The following is a 16,044-nucleotide window of genomic DNA, read 5'->3' on the forward strand; positions in this document are numbered from 1 at the left end:
CTCGACTCCGTCGATGCGTGCCGTGAGCCTCTGCTCCACTCCGTCGATACGCACACCGAGCGACGTCTCGACGCCGACGAGATCGGTGCGGAGGGAGTCGGATCGGCGGATGCACCAGGCGAAGCCCGCGAACATGAGGCTGCCCTGCGTCAGCAGGAGGCCGACGGCGCTGAGGACGATCGTGATGAGCTCTGCGGACACGAACATGCTCCCATTCTGCGGGTGGAGGGTGGGGTCTCGCAGAATGCTACGTACGCCACGGACAGGGAGCGGTGCGATGGCGAGCGCGGCGTCGACCAGAGTGGACTACTCATCCAGGTGATCATCGGTGCAGAAGAGATCCACCCGTTCCGTTCGCCTCCCTAACAAAACGGCTCTACGCTCGTAGCAGGCGACGGAAGGAACACGCATGCGCGTACTCGGACTGCTCTCGGGCACCTCACACGACGGCATCGACGTCACGGTCGTGGACTTCGAGGAGAGGGGCGGAGAGCTGCGCGGCACCGTCCTGCACGAGGACAGTGTTGCGTACGATCCCGAACTCCGGGCTCGCCTCGTCGCTGCGCTGCCGCCCGCGCCCACGACGTTCGCCGAGGTCTGCGAGCTCGACACGCTCATCGGCCAGGCCTTCGCCGAGGTCGCCGCATCCGCATCCGCTGCGGTCGGGGGAGTGCACGCCGTGTGCACCCACGGCCAGACGGTCTTCCACTGGGTCGACGAGGGGCACGCGCTCGGCACCCTGCAGATCGGCCAGCCCGCATGGATCGCCGAGCGGGTGGGCGCTCCTGTCGTCTCCGACGTCCGCATCCGCGACATCACCGCGGGCGGACACGGAGCACCGCTCGTATCGTTCCTCGACGAGCTGCTGCTTCGCGGCCGTGCCGGGGTCTCGGCTGCGGTGAACCTCGGCGGCATCGCCAACATGACGGTGGTGGGGCCGGACGGGCTGTCCGCCTATGACATCGGACCGGCGAACGCGCTGGTCGACGCGGTCGTCGTGGCCGAAGGACTGAACGATCGCGGGTACGACGCGGATGCCGCCATCGCGCGCACCGGCGCCGTCGACGAGAATCTCCTCGCAGCTCTTCTCGCCGACCCGTACTACTCCCTCGGAGCCCCCAAGAGCACCGGCAAGGAGCACTTCCATCTCGACTACGTGCGCGCGCACGTCGATCGCCTCACGGGCTCCTCGGGCCGCGCGCTCTCCGTCCCCGACCTCGTGCGCACCCTCACCGAGCTGACAGTGCGCACCGTCGCGCAGGACGTCCTGGCTGCGGGCATCCGCTTCCTCGCGGTCTCGGGCGGCGGATGCCACAACCCGCTCATCATGCAGGGGCTCCGCGCCGCGCTCCCCGATGTCGAGGTCGTGCTCGCCGACGAGCTCGGTGCGTCCGTCGACAGCAAGGAGGCGATCCTGTTCGCCCTCATCGGCTGGTGCACGATGCACGGCGTGGCCGCGGTGACGCCCGGGGGTACCGGAGCGCGCGAGCCGCGAATCCTCGGCACGATCACGCCTGGCACGGGTCCGCTGCGGATGCCGGAGCCGATCGAGCGCGTGCGCAGCCTCACCCTCGGCTGACCGGTCGAAGACCAGCCGCGCTCAGCGCTTGCGGTCGTCGTCGTCCCAGGGGCCTTCCCACCAACCGGCTCGGCCTTGGCCCTCGTCACCTCCGCCGCGACGGCGTGAGCGCCAGAACTGCACGACGAACACCGTCAGTGTGCTGAGGAGGATCAGGAAGACCACCAGGAAGAGCAGATCGGACTGGTTCATGGGCGTTTCCCCTCCGCGGCGTCCGCCACGATCTTGGCGATCCGCGCCGAGCGCGTCTCTGCGCGCTTCGCCATCGCGATGTGTGTGAGGCCGAATTTCTTGACCGACTTCGGGAACGCATCCCAGTTCGCGCGCGCGGCGGGCGCGGCATCCAACGCCTCGGCCAGCTCGACGGGCTCGATGCCTGCCTCGGGGCCGTCGAGCACGGTCCAGGACCCGTCGGCCTTCGCGGCATCGAGCACGCGGATGCCGGCCGGGGCGAGCAATCCGGCGGCCTCGAGGTCGACCAGACGCGCCTTGTTCGTCGCCGCCCACCCGCTGCCGCGGCGTCGGGGTGAGAACCACTGCCCGACGGTCTGATCGTCGAAGGTGCGCACCGGGCCGTCGATCCACCCGAAGCACAGCGCCTGGCGCACGGCATCCTCGTAGCCGACGCCGTCCGCGCGGGTGCCGCGAACGCTCAGAAGCCAGACTCCGGCGGTGCGCTCGTGATGCTCTTCGAGCCAGGCGCGCCAGACGGCAGCATCGGCTGCCGCGAATCGCTCTCCTTCGTCGAGCGCCCCCATGTCAGTCCTCGTCGAGCGTCGGGATCGACTCGGTGACGGTCGGCAGCAGATCAGCGACCGAGTCGACGATCTCGTCGGGGCGGAACGGGTACTTCTCGACTTCGGCCTCGTCGCTGATCCCCGTCATCACGAGCACGGTGTGCAGGCCCGCCTCGATGCCCGCGATGATGTCGGTGTCCATGCGGTCGCCGATCATGCCCGTCTTCTTCGAGTGCGCGCCGATCTTGTTGAGCGCCGAGCGGAACATCATCGGGTTCGGCTTGCCGACGACGTACGGCTCCTTGCCGGTGGCCTTGGTGATGAGGGCGGCGATCGCGCCGGTCGCCGGCATCACGCCGTCGGCCGACGGGCCTGTGGCATCGGGGTTGGTGACGATGAAGCGCGCGCCCCTGATGATGAGGCGGATCGCCTTGGTGATCGCCTCGAACGAGTAGTTGCGGGTCTCGCCGACGACCACGAAATCGGGGTTCGTCTCGGTCATGATGAACCCCGCCTCGTGCAGGGCGGTCAGGATGCCGGCCTCGCCGATCACGAAGGCCGAGCCCCCGGGCAGTTGCTGCGCGAGGAAGTCTGCGGTGGCGAGCGCCGACGTCCAGATGCGCTCCTCGGGCACGGTCAGGCCGCTGGCCCGCAGGCGGGCCGAGAGGTCGCGCGCGGTGAAGATCGAGTTGTTCGTCAGCACCAGGTACGGGATCTCGTTTTGCTCCCATCCGGCGAGCAGCTCGGCAGCTCCGGGGATGGCGTCGTTCTCATGGACGAGCACGCCGTCCATGTCGGTGAGCCAGCATTCGATGTCATCGCGGTGTGCCATGTGCACAGCCTATTGGCCCGCGGTTACGGGCAGGTGTCAGGTTCGAGCGGACGAGTCGGAACCGCTCAGGCGCTGAGCCAGACGACCCCGGACGCCCCCTCGGGGAGGGTTGTCTGCGCGCCGCCGAGCTCGATGCCGGATGCCGTGATCGTCACGGTCGCGGCGACCGCGACGCCGGCCGCTTCCAGCGCCCGCAGCAGCTCGGGGTCGCGGTCGTCGACGCGCAGCACCCGGCCGGTGTGGCCGATCGGCGCATCGGCGAGCAGCACGAAGGGCTCGCGATCGACCGCGCCGTTCGCGTCGGGGATCGCGTCGCCGTGCGGGTCGAAACGGGGCCGGCCGAGGCGTGCATCGATGCCCTCGAGCAGCCGGTCGCTGATCGTGTGCTCGAGCACCTCGGCCTCGTCGTGCACCTCGTGCCATCCGTAATCGAACTCCTGCACGAGCCAGGTCTCGATCAGTCGGTGGCGTCGCACCATCGCCAGGGCGCGCTGCGTGCCGGCATCCGTCAGCCGCACCGCTCCGTAGGGCACGTGCGAGACGAGTCCGGCGGCCGCGAGCTTCTTCACCATCTCGGTCACCGACGAGGGAGCGATGCCGAGCTTCGCCGCGAGCACCGAGGGGGTGATCGGCGCGTCCTGCCACTCGGTATGCGCGTAGACGGTCTTGAGGTAGTCGTCTGCTGCCGGGGATGCCACGGGTCCAGCCTAGATCAGGGGTGCGCAGTACTCAGGGGTGCGCAGTGCTCAGGGGTTGGCGACGTCGACGAGGATGCCGAAGGCGACCTGGCCGGCGAAGAAGACGATGAGGAATCCGAGCAGTGCGGCGAAGAGCGAGATCCGCCCGTCGAATCCCTCGATCTCGGCGATCCCGATCTTGCGGGCGCGGAAGGCCAGGACGAGCGTCGCGATCCCCAGCGCGAGCTGCACCCACGGACCGCCGACGGGCAGCACGGTGGGGAAGGCGACGAGGAGTCCGCCGATCACGCCGGTCGCGATTCCGATCCAGGTGAGGATGCGGACGGAGCGGCGTGCGGTTTCGGCAGACATGACTCCGAGCCTAATCGCCGACGGGAGCTGTGAATCGTCTCAATCCGCCGGGATTCCTTGACGGGCACTGGCGGGGCGGGTAGCTTCGAGCGGGCACGGGAAAACGCTATCCGAACGGGCTCCGAGCTCAGAGAAGGATTTCGACGATGAATATCCGACACCATTCGTTCCGCGCCGTCGTGGCGGTGGCCGCTGCCGGCTGCCTCCTCGCAGGGGGCGCGCAGAGTGCAGGAGCCGTCAGCTCAGACGGTCCCGTCACCGGCCGCCATGACCCCGGATCCGGCGGACCGCAGCTGGAGGCTCTCGACCGGGGCCTCGTCGCGGTCTCGACCGCTGACGGCGTCTTCCTCAGCTGGCGGCTGCTGGCCACCGAGGCGACCGGCACGACCGCCACCGGCCTCGCCGGCCCCGACTTCGCGGTCTACCGCGACGGCGCTCGGGTGGCGACCGTCACCGACAGCACCAACTATGCGGATGCCGACGGAGCTGCGACCTCGGAGTACTCCGTGGTCCCGATCGTGAACGGCGTCGAGCTGACGGCATCGGCCTCGGCATCCGTCACCGCCTGGGCCGAGGGGCACTACGACCTGCCGCTCCAGAAGCCCGCCGACGGCGTCACCCCGAAGGGGGAGGCGTACACGTATTCGGCGAACGACGTCTCGGTCGGCGACGTCGACGGAGACGGACAGTACGAGTACGTCGTGAAGTGGGACCCCTCGAACTCGAAGGACGTCTCGCAGCGCGGCTACACCGGCCCGGTCTACCTCGACACGTACGAGCTCGACGGCACCCTGCTGAACCGTCTCGACCTCGGCGTGAACATCCGCGCCGGTGCGCACTACACGCAGTTCCTCGTCTACGACTTCGACGGCGACGGGCGATCCGAGACGATGCTGAAGACGGCGCCCGGCACCAAGTCGGTGCAGTTCGCGGCCGACGGCTCGGTGGCGAGCGAGTCGTACATCACGCTCCCCAAGGACGACCGCAAGGCCGGCTACTCGAACGACGACGACTACCGCCTCAGCGCCGCCGACTACGAGGCGCACCTGGTCGAGATGTTCCTCGGCTGGAGCGAGCGCGACGAGGTCGTGTCCGGTCAGTGGCCGGCCACTCTCGAAGAGGCATGGGGCATGCCCGTGACCCACGAGTACCCCCTCTCGCAGGAGAGCGCGCAGGAACTGGCGACCACGTTCATCGACGTGTACGCGCCGAGCCGCAGCGCGCGCAACCTGCTGCGCGAGTTCGAGGGCTTCATCGTCGACGGTCCCGAGTACCTCACGGTCTTCGACAGCGCGACCGGCAAGGAGCTGCAGACCATCCCGTATCCGACCGAGCGTGGGGACGACGGCCTGCTGTGGGGCGACTATGCGATGTCCCGCATCGAGCCGGCGAACCGCGTCGACCGCTTCCTCTCGGGCGTCGGATACCTCGACGGCCAGCATCCGTCGGCCGTCTTCGCCCGCGGGTACTACACGCGCACGACGGTCACCGCGTTCGATTGGGACGGCAAGCGCCTCACAGAGCGGTGGGACGTCGACAGCGGCCACGCGCCCATGACGAACCCGTTCAACGACTCCCCGCACGGCCGTGACGGCACCGACCCCGAGTTCGGCACGATCACGACGCAGGGCGATCACTCGCTGAGCTTCGCCGACGTGGATGCCGACGGAAAGCAGGAGCTCGTCTACGGATCGGCGACGATCGACGACGATGGCAGCCTGCTGTACAGCTCGTTCGACGTGCTGCCTGAGGGCAGCGCCGACCCGGGCGCGACCGTGCGACTCGGTCACGGAGACGCGATGCACGTGACCGACATCGATCCGGCCCGCCCCGGCCTCGAGATCTGGACCGCCCACGAGGGCGCGACGAGTGCGCCGTACGGGTCGGTGCTGCGCGACGCCGCGACCGGGGAGTCGCTCTTCGGCGCCTACTCCGGCCGCGACACGGGTCGAGCGATGATCGGAGACGTGCGACCCGACGTGCCGGGCATCGAGGTGTGGTCGAGCATGCCCGGCGGCACCGAGGGCAGCGGTCTGCTGAGTGCGACCGGCGAGGTGCTGCAGGCCGAGACGCCCGGCACGAACATGTCGATCCGCTGGGCGGGGGACATGACCACCCAGCTCGTCAACGGCAGCGGCGATCAGACGCCCACGATCGATGACTGGACGCGGGGCACCGTGCTGACCGCCACCGGCACGCTGACCAACAACGGCACGAAGGGCAATCCCTCGCTCGTCGCCGACGTGCTGGGCGACTGGCGGGAGGAGATGCTCGTGCGCACAGCCGACTCGAGCGCACTGCGGTTCTACACGACCACCGAGCCCACCGCGCACAAGCTCACGACTCTCATGCACGACGTGCAGTACCGGGTCGAGACCGCTCGTCAGCAGACGACGTACAACCAGCCGGCGTACACCTCGTTCTACTTCGCGAGCGACCTCGACTGGGCGAACGTCCCGGTGCTGACGGCGCCGACGACGCCCAAGCCCCCGACCTTCACCGACAAGCCGGGAACTTCGCGCGACGAGGTGAAGGTGCCGACGAACGTGAAAGGCATCACGTACTACGTGAACGGCGAGAAGGTCGAGGCCCGCAACGGAAAGGTGCGCGTCACCGGAGAGGTGACCGTGGTCGCTGTGCCGGATGCCGGCTACCGCATCGCCGACGGCGCGACCTCGCAGTGGACGGAGACCCTCCGCAAGCGCTGAGCACGCGTGCGGTGACAGACCGCCGCCCCGAGCCGAATCTTCCCGTGCCGGCTCGGGGCGGTTCTGTCGTGTCCCTCGAGTGCTGCTCCTGCGTATGCGCCTCTGCGCCGCCTCAGGCGCCCGTCAGCACCAGCCAGAGCAGGGCGCCGTTCAGGGCGATGAGCAGTACCGACGCCACGATGCCCGCCGCCGTCGTCCATACCCGGTTCACCCACGGACCGAGCGTGCGGCGCTGAGCGGTGAGCGCGACGAGCGGGATCAGGGCGAACGGGATGCCGAACGACAGCACGACCTGGCTGAGCACGAGGGCCAGGGTGGGGTCCACGCCGACGCCGAGGATCACCAGCGCCGGGATCAGCGTCACCAGGCGTCGAGCGAGCAGTGGGATGCGCACGTGCAGCAGGCCGTGCATGATCTCCGCTCCCGCGTAGGCGCCGACCGAGGTCGAGGCGAGGCCCGACGCGAGCAGGCCGACCGCGAAGAACGTCGCCACGACGGGGCCGAGCCCGGCCGCCAGCGCGGCATGGGCGCCCTCGAGCGAGTCGGTCCCGTCGACGCCGGCGAGGTTCGCGGCGGCGAGCAGCAGGATGCCGAGGTTCACGGTGCCCGCGATCAGCATGGCGATCGACACGTCCCAGCGCGTGGCGCTGAGCAGGCGGCGGATGCGCGAGGTCTCGGTGCGTGCGGCCTCGGTCGCGGCGTGCGCTGCCGCCGAGCCGAATCGGTCTCGGGTCAGCGACGAGTGGGCGTAGATCGCGTGCGGCATGATGGTCGCGCCGAGAATGGATGCCGCGAGCAGCACCGATCCCGTGTCCTCGAAGCGGGGCACGAGCCCTGCGACCACGCTCGCAGCGTCCGGCGGGGCGACGAAGAGCCCGGCGACGAAGCCGACCGTGATGATCACCATGAGGCCGATGATCACGAACTCGAAGGGTCGAGCGCCGCGTCGGCTCTGCACTGTGAGCAGGATCATCGACACGGCCCCGGTGATGACTCCGCCGAGCAGCAGGGGGATGTCGAAGAGCAGGTACAGCGCGACCGCACCACCGATGACCTCGGCCAGGTCGGTCGCCATCGCGACGAGCTCGGCCTGCAGCCAGTAGGCCCGCCGAGCCCAGGGCCTGGTGAGTCGCGTGCCGAGCACCTCGGGGAGGCTCTGCCCCGTGACGACTCCGAGCTTCGCCGAGAGGTACTGGATGAGCCAGGCCATCACGTTTCCGGCGACGACGACCCAGACCAGCAGGTAGCCGTACTGGGCTCCGGCCGTCATGTTGCTTGCGACGTTGCCCGGGTCGAGGTAGGCGACGCCGGCGACCAGTGCGGGCCCGAGCAGCCACAGGCTGCGGGGCGGGGTGGCGCGGATGGCGGGGGCGACCTCGTCGAGCGCGGCATTTTTAGGCATGCCGAAATCGTAGCGGATTTTTAGGCACGCCGAAATATGTCGTCTGTCGTACGGCGGATAGCCTGACGGGATGGAAGAGCAGGCGCCCGCGGCGGCAGCGGAGACAGGCGGATCGTCGGCGCAGCCCGGATACGGGGTGGGCCCGTGGCCCGGGGGCGAGTCGGACTGGCCCGAGGGGGAGCAGTACGACCCCGAGCTGCTCGCGACAGGCGACACGCGCAATGTGATCGATCGCTACCGCTACTGGCGGATGGAGGCGATCGTCGCCGACCTCGACACGCAGCGGCATCCGTTCCACGTCGCGATCGAGAACTGGCAGCACGACATGAACATCGGTTCGATCGTGCGCAGCGCCAACGCGTTCCTGGCCGACACCGTGCACATCATCGGTCGCCGTCGTTGGAACAAACGCGGGGCGATGGTCACCGACCGGTATCAGCACGTCGTGCACCACGAGGACGTCGAGACGTTCGCGGCGTGGGCGGCGGCCGAAGGCATCCCGATCATCGCCGTCGACAACGTCAGCGGCGCCGTGCCCGTGGACCGCGCCGAGCTGCCGCAGACCTGCGTGCTGCTGTTCGGGCAGGAGGGGCCGGGGCTCTCGGATGCCGCGCTCGCCGCAGCATCCGCGCACATCGAGATCACCCAGTACGGCTCGACGCGGTCGATCAACGCGAGCGCGGCGGCCGCCGTGATCATGTACGAGTGGTGCCGGAGATACGCGGGCTGACAGGTGTCGCATGCTCCCCTCGACAAGGCTCGGCCACGGGCGTAGCGTGAGTGCCGATCCGAGGAGGCCGCCATGGCAGAGATCAGTCCCATCCGCCCGTTCCTCTGGTTCGACGGTCGGGCGCAGGAGGCGATGGAGTACTACGTCTCGGTGTTCCCGAACTCGTCGATCGACCAGGTGGTGCTGTACCCCGAGGAGTCCCTCGACGACCACTTCCAGGGCATGACCGGCAAGGTGATCAACGGGGAGTTCACGCTGAACGGCGCTCCCTTCGGCTGCGTCGACGGCGGGCCCGAGTTCGCGTTCAACGAGTCCATCTCGTTCGTGATCGGGTGCGAGGACCAGGCCGAGATCGACCGATACTGGGCGGCGCTCTCGGCCGTGCCCGAATCCGAGGCCTGTGGCTGGTGCAAGGACAGGTTCGGCGTGAGCTGGCAGGTCGTGCCGGCGGGNATCGCCGAGCTCGAGAACGCCTGATCCCCTGACAGGTCAGTCTCTGTCGATGCCGAACGTGTTGCGGTAGAGCGCCGTCACGTCGCGGTCGAGAGCGCGGATCTCGCCGAGAACCTCGGTGCGAAGGCCTCCGATCTCCGCCTTGACGACGTGGATGAAGAGTGTCGACACGACAGTGATCATGCCGAACATCGATGCGGCGAAGACGCCGATCAGCACCCACACCTGCGGTTCGTTCATGGTCAGCACGCTCCGATTCTCGTTCGCTCGTGATGAGAATGCCAGGGCTGGACCGAGCGAGTTGGCGAGATTCCGGGATACGTGCAGAACTCCGGATCTGCGGCGATCGTGCAGTCTCAGACGCCGGCTGAGATCCAGCGCCCTGATCGCACGCGCCAGCCGAGGGTGCCGAGTCGTGCCAGCAGGTAGACGCCGAAGAACGCGACGGCGAGCCAGATGAGACCCGCGGCGCCGTCGACCCCCGTCGCGGCGATGATCCAGAGCGCAGGCAGGAAGGGCAGGAGGTTGAGCGCGCCCGCGAGCGCGAGATAGCGCGCGTCGTTCGCACCCATGAGCACGCCGTCGAGCACGAACACGACGCCTGCGATCGGCTGGGCGACCGCCAGGATCAGGAGGGCCGGCTGCACGAGGGCTGCGACTGCCGGGTCGCCCGTGAACACGATGCCGAGCACGCCCGACAGCGCAGCGATGAGCGCCCCGACCGCGACGCCGAACCACGCACCCCAGGCGACGGTGCGCGTGAGCACCCGGTGCACCTGCCGTTCGTCACCCGCGCCGAGCTCCTTGCCGATCAGCGCCTGCGCGGCGATCGCCAGGGCATCGAGGGCGAAGGCCGCCGCCGAGAAGATCGTGAACACGATCTGCCAGCCGGCGAGCTCGTCGGTGCCGATGCCCGTGGCCACGGCGACGGTCACGAGGAGAGCTGCCCGCAGGCTCACCGTGCGCAGGAACAGCCAGCTGCCCGAACGCGCGGTGCTGCCCATGCCCTCTCTGCGCGCGCGCAGCGAGGCATCGTGCTTTGCGGCGAGACGGCGGATCACCAGTACGTAGGCGCCGACCATTCCCCACTGAGCGACGACGGTGCCGGCGGCGGAACCGGCGATACCCCAGCCGAGGCCGTAGATGAACACGACGTTGAGCAGCGCGTTCGCGCCGAAACCGAGCCCTGCGATCCACAGCGGCGTCATGGTGTCCTGCATCCCGCGCAACAGCCCGGTCGCCGCGAAGACGATCAGCATGGCGGGAAGGCCCCACATCGAGACGACGAGGTAGTCGTTCGCCTGGGTGGCGACGGCGTCGCTCGCGCCGAACAGCGACACGAGCCACGGGGAGGATGCGGCGCCAGCCGCGGCGAGCACGGCTCCGATCGCGAGCGCCAGCCACATGCCGTTGATGCCCACCGAGACGGCTTCGCCCGGCCGTCCGGCGCCGAAGAGTCGAGCCACCGCGGGGGTGGTCGAGTAGGCGAGGAAGACCATGAGGCCGACGATCGTCTGCAGCACGGCTCCGGCGATGCCGAGGCCCGCGAGCGGGGTGGTGCCGAGGTGCCCGACGAGGGCGGCGTCGACGATGAGGAACGCCGGTTCGGCGATCAGCGCACCGAGGGCGGGGACGGCGAGGCGCAGGATCTCACGATTGAGGGTGCGCTCGGTCATCCTCCGAGCCTATGGGCTGGTGCCGACAGTGCTCGCTGCGCCGTTCCGGTCGTACGCTGGGAGCACCCGGATGGCACGGGAGGTGCATCATGACGGATCCGCGCGAGGCCGCGGCGCGATACCGCGCGCGGCAGCAGAGCGAGAGCTCGGAGGAGGATGCCGAGTCCGGCACCGCTCCGGGGATCGCCGCCGCGACCGATCGGGCGGCGTTCATCGAGACGGCGATCCAGATCGCGATCCGCCGGGGCGACTTCGACGATCTGCCCGGTGCGGGCAAGCCCCTCGAAGGACTCGGCACGCACCACGACCCGGACTGGTGGATCCGCCGCAAGATCGAGCAGGAGAACCTCACGGGACTCGGCCCGCCGGCCATCCTGCTGCGCACCGAGGACCGCGAGCTGGACGACCAGCTCGACCTGCTGGGGCGCGAGGCAGACGTGCGCGACGTGCTCGTGGACTTCAACAGGCGTGTCATCGAGGCCCGCCGTCAACTGCAGGGCGGGCCTCCCGTCGTCACGGAACCTCGCGACATCGACGCCGAGATCGCGGCCTGGGCCGACAGGCGGGCGGCGAGACTCGCCGCACGCGCCGCGGGCGCCGCGGAGGCGCCGGAGCAGCCGCGGCGTCGGCGGTTCGGCATCCGCCGCAGGGCGTGACCGATTCCGCCCGAATGTCGGAGCGACGCATAGGCTGTTCGCATGACAGACGTGCTTCCCTCCGGCCTCGAGACCTCCGAGTTCAGCTCCGACATCCGCCCGCAGGACGACCTCTATCGTCACGTCAACGGCGCGTGGCTCGCCCGCACCGAGATCCCGGGTGACAAGGCGCGTTGGGGGTCCTTCCACCTGCTCGCCGAACAGGCCGAGAAAGACGTCAGGGCGATCATCGAAGAGTCGCAGGATGCCGCGGACGGCACTCTCGCACGCAAGATCGGCGACCTGTTCGCGAGCTTCATGGACACCGAGCGCATCGCCGCAGCCGGTGTCACGCCGCTCGCAGAGACGCTCGCCGAGATCGACTCGATCGACGGCGTCCCGGCCTTCCTCCGCACGGTCGGTGCCTACGACCGCGACGGCCGAGCTCACCTGATCGGCTTCTACGTCGACGGCGACCCGGGCAACCCCGAGCGCTACCTCCCCGTCGTCGTGCAGTCGGGCCTCTCGCTCCCCGACGAGAGCTATTTCCGCCTCGACACGTTCGCCGAGACGCGTGCGGCCTACCGCGCCCACCTCGAGCGGCTGCTGTCCCTCGCCGGCATCTCCGATGCAGCGGCCACCGCCGACCGTGCGATCGCGCTCGAGACCGAGCTCGCCGGTCACCACTGGGACAACGTGAAGAGCCGCGACGCCGTCGCCACGTACAACCTCAAGTCCTGGGCCGAGCTCCAGGAGCTCGCGGGAGTCGACCTCGAGCCGTGGCGCGACGCCGTCGCCCCCGAGCACCCCGAGGCGTTCTCCGAGATCGTCGTCTCCCAGCCGAGCTTCCTCGAGGGTCTCGGAACGCTGCTCGTCGCCGAGCGTCTCGACGACTGGAAGGCGTGGCTGCGCGCGCAGGTCGTGCACGCCGCAGCTCCCTACCTCACCGACGACTTCGTGCAGGAGAACTTCTCGTTCTACGGCACCGAACTCACCGGCGTCCCCACGATCCGCGAGCGCTGGAAGCGCGGCGTCTCGGTCACCGAGAGCGCGCTGAGCGAGGCGATCGGCAAGGTCTACGTCGAGCGCCACTACCCGCCGACGGCGAAGGCCGCGATGGACGAGCTCGTCGCGAACCTCATCGAGGCGTACCGCCGGAGCATCACCGACCTCGAGTGGATGACCGCCGAGACCCGCGAGCGCGCGCTCGCGAAGCTCGACTCGTTCACCCCGAAGATCGGTCACCCCACTGTCTGGCGCGACTACTCGAGCCTCGTCATCGACCGCGACGACCTGTTCGGGAACGTGCGGCGAGCGGCGATCTTCGAGCACGACCGCAACGTCGCGAAGGTCGGAAAGCCGATCGACCGTGACGAGTGGCACATGCCTCCGCAGATGGTCAACGCGTACTACAACCCGTCGATGAACGAGATCGTCTTCCCGGCGGCGATCCTGCAGTACCCGTTCTTCGACGTCTCCCGCGATGCCGCCGCGAACTACGGCGGCATCGGCGCGGTCATCGGGCACGAGATCGGCCACGGCTTCGACGACCAGGGCAGCCGCTACGACGGCGCGGGCAAGCTCGAGGACTGGTGGACGGATGCCGACCGTTCGGCGTTCGAGGAGCGCACCAAAGCTCTCATCGCGCAGTACGACGCGCTGGTTCCCGAGGGTCTCGAGGCCGCGCATCATGTCAACGGCGCCCTCACGATCGGTGAGAACATCGGCGACCTCGGAGGGCTCGGCATCGCGCTGAAGGCCTACGAGCTCTCGCTCGACGGGGCCGAGGCTCCGGTCATCGACGGATACACGGGCGTGCAGCGGCTGCTGCTGTCGTGGGCGCAGGTGTGGCAGCAGAAGAGCCGCGACGCCGAGACGCTGCGACTGCTGACGATCGACCCGCACTCGCCCAACGAGTTCCGCTGCAACCAGATCGTCCGCAACATCGACGCCTTCTACGAGGCCTTCGACGTCGCGGAGTCCGACGCGCTGTGGCTGCCGCAGGACTCGCGCGTGACGATCTGGTGACTCTTCGGTCGTAGCCGAATCCGGTTGCGGGGTGCCCCGCTCGCTCCTGCATGACGATCTGATGACCAAACATCGGAGTCTGTAGGGCATCCTCACCTGAGGGGGTTACGATATCGATGCTGCGGGGGATGAACCCTGCAGCATCCCGCCAATCCAACCCCCCTTTTAAGGATCACGCGTGGGTGCTCCCGAGCCTGTCGAAGGGCCGTCACTGGCCTCGCTGCGCCGCTCTCAGCGGACCAGCCGCCGCTTGCCGCGTCGTGCCGCCGCGGGGCGGCGCTCGTTCACCTCGACGCTGCAGGCGCTCGAGCAGCTGGCCGATTCCGGCGCGCAGGTGTCGGTGCACGTCGTCGATCTCGACAGTCACGTGCACGTGCTCTCGGGCGACGATCATGTCACGATGCCGATCGCGGGCCTCGGCGTCGTCCCCCTGCTGATCGAGGTCGCCTCGGCGTTCGAGGCGGGAACCCTCGACCCGCTCGAGATCGTCGAACGCAGCGCCGTCGAGTCCGTCTCGAGTTCGGGGCTGTGGCGGCACCTGCACGCTCCGGCGCTTCCGCTCGAAGACCTCGCCGTTCTCGCGGCGACGGCCGGAGATCCGATCGCGGTCAACGCACTGCTGCAGCGGGTCGGCCACGACCGGGTGCGCGAGCGCATCGAGACCCTGGGGCTTCGCCGCACGGCACTGCTCGACCGGTTCCGCGATGAGCGCGGCCCCGATGACGCGCCTCAGGTGGCCGTCGGATCCGCGCGGGAGCTTGCCGGTCTCTTCTCGGCCCTCGTGAACTCGCAGGTGGTCGGCGCCTCGGTGAGCGCTCAGGTGTCGGAATGGCTCAGCCTGAATCAGGATCTCAGCCTCGTGGCTGCATCGACGGGGCTCGACCCGTTCGCACACGACCACGACGCTCACGGACTGCTGTTCATCAACAAGACCGGGCGCGACCGCGGCGTGCGGGCCGAGGCGGGCGTGCTCGCGGGGCCCCGCGCAGGCGTCGCCTACTCGCTGATCGTGTGCTTCGACGACCTGTCGATCACGCATCGGCTGCGCGCCCACGACGCCTTCCGCGTGCTCGGTGTCGAGCTCATGGAGTACACGCACTGAGTTCGCCGGCACCCCGGGCTCGCTGCCGGGCTCGCTAGCCTGGAGATATGCCCCGCCCCGACTGGACCCCGCATCGCCGCGATGACCGCGAGCTGCTCGGGTGGATCCACCCGGAGGGCGACGAATGGGTGGCCGTCGATGTGCTCGGCCGCGTCGCCTCCGATGCCACCGAGTGGCTCGACGCCGAGGCTGCTCTCGAGGCGCGGGGCATCGCGTGGCTCGCAGATCCGTGGATGCTCGAGGGAGAGGCGGAGCGCCCGCTTCGCGTGCGCATCTTCGAGGTCACCCCCGATGAAGACGGCGTTCCCGGGCGCATCGTGGTGAAGGTCGACGACTTCGGCGACATCACCCGTCCGCCCGTGCAGCAGTACGTGCTCGAATGGCCGATCCCTGCACGGTTGCGGCCGCCGACGGCGGCCGATCCCGACCCGCGCGTGATCTGATCACGCTCGGCCCGGCGCCTACCCCGGGAGCGACGGATGCCGCTCGGCAGCGCGCTGACGCGGGATGAAGAGCGACAGCACCAGCGCGACGATGCCGGCCGCGATCGCCAGCCAGAAGCACACGTCGAACGCGGCCCTGGTCGGGACGGAGACTCCTCCGACGTCGACGCTCATGGCCGCGAGCACTCCGCCCATCACGGCCGAGGCGCTGGAGGTGCCGACCGAGCGGAAGAGCGCATTCAATCCGTTCGAGGCACCCGTCTCGTTCGCCGGCACCGACCGCATGATGATCATCGGCATGGCGGCGAATGTGAACCCGATGCCGACGCCGATCAGCAGGTTGCCGACCAGGATGTGCCAGACCTCGCTCGACCACAGCAGCACGAACACGTACGCGAGCACGATCGCCCCGGCGCCGACCGTGAACAGGGGGCGGGGGCCGACGGCGCGCTCGAGCCACCCCGACAGCGGCGAGATCACCATCATCACGAGCCCGGCGGGCATGATGATGAGCGAGGCCGATACCATGTCGAGCCCGAAGCCGGCGCCGGAGGCGGCCGGACCCTCGAGCAGTTGCGGGAACGTCACGTTCGAGGCGAAGAGGGCGAACCCCATGCCGATCGCGGCGATGTTCGTGAACAGCACGGCAGGTCGCGCGGCGACGCGCAGG

General features: G+C 69.2%; 17 protein-coding genes and 1 pseudogene. 8 read left to right on the forward strand and 10 right to left on the reverse strand.

Going from position 1 to position 16,044, the window contains the following annotated elements; genetic code table 11:
* A pseudogene (locus ASF80_RS19430) lies at positions 1 to 207 on the reverse strand (hypothetical protein); the annotation flags it as partial.
* 202 nt (positions 208 to 409) lie between these two features.
* Between ASF80_RS19430 and ASF80_RS13475 the strand changes: the two are divergent.
* Entirely contained in the window at positions 410 to 1,579 is a 1,170-nt protein-coding gene (locus tag ASF80_RS13475) for an anhydro-N-acetylmuramic acid kinase (protein ID WP_056311515.1), read from the forward strand.
* A 21-nt stretch (positions 1,580 to 1,600) separates the two neighbouring features.
* On the opposite strand, the gene ASF80_RS19130 is transcribed toward ASF80_RS13475, so the two are convergent.
* The 5 genes from ASF80_RS19130 to ASF80_RS13495 all read right to left on the reverse strand — a co-directional run bounded on the left by ASF80_RS19130 (position 1,601) and on the right by ASF80_RS13495 (position 4,197).
* The gene (locus ASF80_RS19130) at positions 1,601 to 1,771 is read right to left on the reverse strand and encodes a hypothetical protein (protein WP_164481745.1); all 171 of its coding nucleotides are present in this window, start codon (positions 1,769 to 1,771) and stop codon (positions 1,601 to 1,603) included.
* Positions 1,768 to 2,337, reverse strand: coding sequence for a YdeI/OmpD-associated family protein (locus tag ASF80_RS13480; protein WP_056311517.1), 570 nt, complete (start codon positions 2,335 to 2,337; stop codon positions 1,768 to 1,770). The genes ASF80_RS19130 and ASF80_RS13480 overlap by 4 nt, the downstream gene beginning before the upstream one ends.
* Position 2,338: 1 nt before the next feature.
* Positions 2,339 to 3,148, reverse strand: coding sequence for an HAD-IIA family hydrolase (locus tag ASF80_RS13485; protein WP_056311519.1), 810 nt, complete (start codon positions 3,146 to 3,148; stop codon positions 2,339 to 2,341).
* Between the two features lie 65 nt (positions 3,149 to 3,213).
* On the reverse strand, positions 3,214 to 3,846 hold the full coding sequence (locus ASF80_RS13490; protein WP_056311521.1) for a metal-dependent transcriptional regulator: 633 nt from the start codon (positions 3,844 to 3,846) through the stop codon (positions 3,214 to 3,216).
* Positions 3,847 to 3,894: 48 nt separating this feature from the next.
* Positions 3,895 to 4,197, reverse strand: a complete 303-nt coding sequence (locus ASF80_RS13495) for a hypothetical protein (protein WP_056311523.1) — start codon at positions 4,195 to 4,197, stop codon at positions 3,895 to 3,897.
* A 146-nt stretch (positions 4,198 to 4,343) separates the two neighbouring features.
* Between ASF80_RS13495 and ASF80_RS13500 the strand changes: the two genes are divergently transcribed.
* Positions 4,344 to 6,905, forward strand: coding sequence for a rhamnogalacturonan lyase (locus ASF80_RS13500; protein ID WP_056311525.1), 2,562 nt, complete (start codon positions 4,344 to 4,346; stop codon positions 6,903 to 6,905).
* A gap of 112 nt (positions 6,906 to 7,017) precedes the next feature.
* Here ASF80_RS13500 and ASF80_RS13505 read toward each other — a convergent pair whose 3' ends face one another.
* Entirely contained in the window at positions 7,018 to 8,307 is a 1,290-nt protein-coding gene (locus ASF80_RS13505) for an Nramp family divalent metal transporter (protein ID WP_056311527.1), read from the reverse strand.
* Between the two features lie 70 nt (positions 8,308 to 8,377).
* Between ASF80_RS13505 and ASF80_RS13510 the strand changes: the two genes are divergently transcribed.
* Entirely contained in the window at positions 8,378 to 9,037 is a 660-nt protein-coding gene (locus ASF80_RS13510; RefSeq protein WP_056311529.1) for a TrmH family RNA methyltransferase, read from the forward strand.
* Positions 9,038 to 9,109: 72 nt separating this feature from the next.
* The coding region (locus ASF80_RS13515) for a VOC family protein (protein WP_268776032.1) at positions 9,110 to 9,489 on the forward strand (380 nt) is incomplete at its 3' end.
* A 37-nt stretch (positions 9,490 to 9,526) separates the two neighbouring features.
* On the opposite strand, the gene ASF80_RS18795 is transcribed toward ASF80_RS13515, so the two are convergent.
* Both ASF80_RS18795 and ASF80_RS13520 read right to left on the reverse strand, forming a co-directional pair.
* Complete coding sequence (locus ASF80_RS18795) at positions 9,527 to 9,730, reverse strand: hypothetical protein (RefSeq protein ID WP_082488386.1); 204 nt, start codon at positions 9,728 to 9,730, stop codon at positions 9,527 to 9,529.
* A gap of 116 nt (positions 9,731 to 9,846) precedes the next feature.
* Complete coding sequence (locus ASF80_RS13520) at positions 9,847 to 11,166, reverse strand: MATE family efflux transporter (RefSeq protein WP_056311531.1); 1,320 nt, start codon at positions 11,164 to 11,166, stop codon at positions 9,847 to 9,849.
* Positions 11,167 to 11,255: 89 nt separating this feature from the next.
* On the opposite strand from ASF80_RS13520, the gene ASF80_RS13525 reads away from it, so the two are divergent.
* The 4 genes from ASF80_RS13525 to ASF80_RS13540 all read left to right on the forward strand — a co-directional run bounded on the left by ASF80_RS13525 (position 11,256) and on the right by ASF80_RS13540 (position 15,374).
* A complete protein-coding gene (locus ASF80_RS13525; RefSeq protein WP_056311533.1) occupies positions 11,256 to 11,822 on the forward strand; it encodes a DUF1992 domain-containing protein in 567 nt (188 codons plus the stop codon).
* Between the two features lie 42 nt (positions 11,823 to 11,864).
* Complete coding sequence (locus ASF80_RS13530) at positions 11,865 to 13,829, forward strand: M13 family metallopeptidase (protein WP_056311535.1); 1,965 nt, start codon at positions 11,865 to 11,867, stop codon at positions 13,827 to 13,829.
* A 178-nt stretch (positions 13,830 to 14,007) separates the two neighbouring features.
* Positions 14,008 to 14,931 carry a serine hydrolase gene (locus tag ASF80_RS13535; protein ID WP_056311537.1) on the forward strand — a complete coding sequence of 308 codons (924 nt, stop codon included), beginning with the start codon at positions 14,008 to 14,010 and terminating at the stop codon, positions 14,929 to 14,931.
* Between the two features lie 47 nt (positions 14,932 to 14,978).
* On the forward strand, positions 14,979 to 15,374 hold the full coding sequence (locus tag ASF80_RS13540) for a hypothetical protein (RefSeq protein WP_056311538.1): 396 nt from the start codon (positions 14,979 to 14,981) through the stop codon (positions 15,372 to 15,374).
* Positions 15,375 to 15,392: 18 nt separating this feature from the next.
* On the opposite strand, the gene ASF80_RS19435 is transcribed toward ASF80_RS13540, so the two are convergent.
* Positions 15,393 to 16,044, reverse strand: a 652-nt coding sequence (locus tag ASF80_RS19435) for an MFS transporter (RefSeq protein WP_235559974.1), incomplete at its 5' end; no start/stop codon positions are given.

The sequence above is a fragment of the Microbacterium sp. Leaf159 genome, assembly GCF_001423615.1.
Classification (GTDB): Bacteria; Actinomycetota; Actinomycetes; order Actinomycetales; family Microbacteriaceae; genus Microbacterium.

What these genes read in the sequence shown, in the direction of transcription:
- ASF80_RS13475 (WP_056311515.1), top strand. Translation starts at nt 410, where the DNA reads ATGCGCGTACTCGGACTGCTCTCGGGCACCTCACACGACGGCATCGAC.
- ASF80_RS19130 (WP_164481745.1), bottom strand. Translation starts at nt 1,771, where the DNA reads ATGAACCAGTCCGATCTGCTCTTCCTGGTGGTCTTCCTGATCCTCCTC.
- ASF80_RS13480 (WP_056311517.1), bottom strand. Translation starts at nt 2,337, where the DNA reads ATGGGGGCGCTCGACGAAGGAGAGCGATTCGCGGCAGCCGATGCTGCC.
- ASF80_RS13485 (WP_056311519.1), bottom strand. Translation starts at nt 3,148, where the DNA reads ATGGCACACCGCGATGACATCGAATGCTGGCTCACCGACATGGACGGC.
- ASF80_RS13495 (WP_056311523.1), bottom strand. Translation starts at nt 4,197, where the DNA reads ATGTCTGCCGAAACCGCACGCCGCTCCGTCCGCATCCTCACCTGGATC.
- ASF80_RS13500 (WP_056311525.1), top strand. Translation starts at nt 4,344, where the DNA reads ATGAATATCCGACACCATTCGTTCCGCGCCGTCGTGGCGGTGGCCGCT.
- ASF80_RS13505 (WP_056311527.1), bottom strand. Translation starts at nt 8,307, where the DNA reads ATGCCTAAAAATGCCGCGCTCGACGAGGTCGCCCCCGCCATCCGCGCC.
- ASF80_RS13510 (WP_056311529.1), top strand. Translation starts at nt 8,378, where the DNA reads ATGGAAGAGCAGGCGCCCGCGGCGGCAGCGGAGACAGGCGGATCGTCG.
- ASF80_RS18795 (WP_082488386.1), bottom strand. Translation starts at nt 9,730, where the DNA reads ATGAACGAACCGCAGGTGTGGGTGCTGATCGGCGTCTTCGCCGCATCG.
- ASF80_RS13520 (WP_056311531.1), bottom strand. Translation starts at nt 11,166, where the DNA reads ATGACCGAGCGCACCCTCAATCGTGAGATCCTGCGCCTCGCCGTCCCC.
- ASF80_RS13525 (WP_056311533.1), top strand. Translation starts at nt 11,256, where the DNA reads ATGACGGATCCGCGCGAGGCCGCGGCGCGATACCGCGCGCGGCAGCAG.
- ASF80_RS13530 (WP_056311535.1), top strand. Translation starts at nt 11,865, where the DNA reads ATGACAGACGTGCTTCCCTCCGGCCTCGAGACCTCCGAGTTCAGCTCC.
- ASF80_RS13540 (WP_056311538.1), top strand. Translation starts at nt 14,979, where the DNA reads ATGCCCCGCCCCGACTGGACCCCGCATCGCCGCGATGACCGCGAGCTG.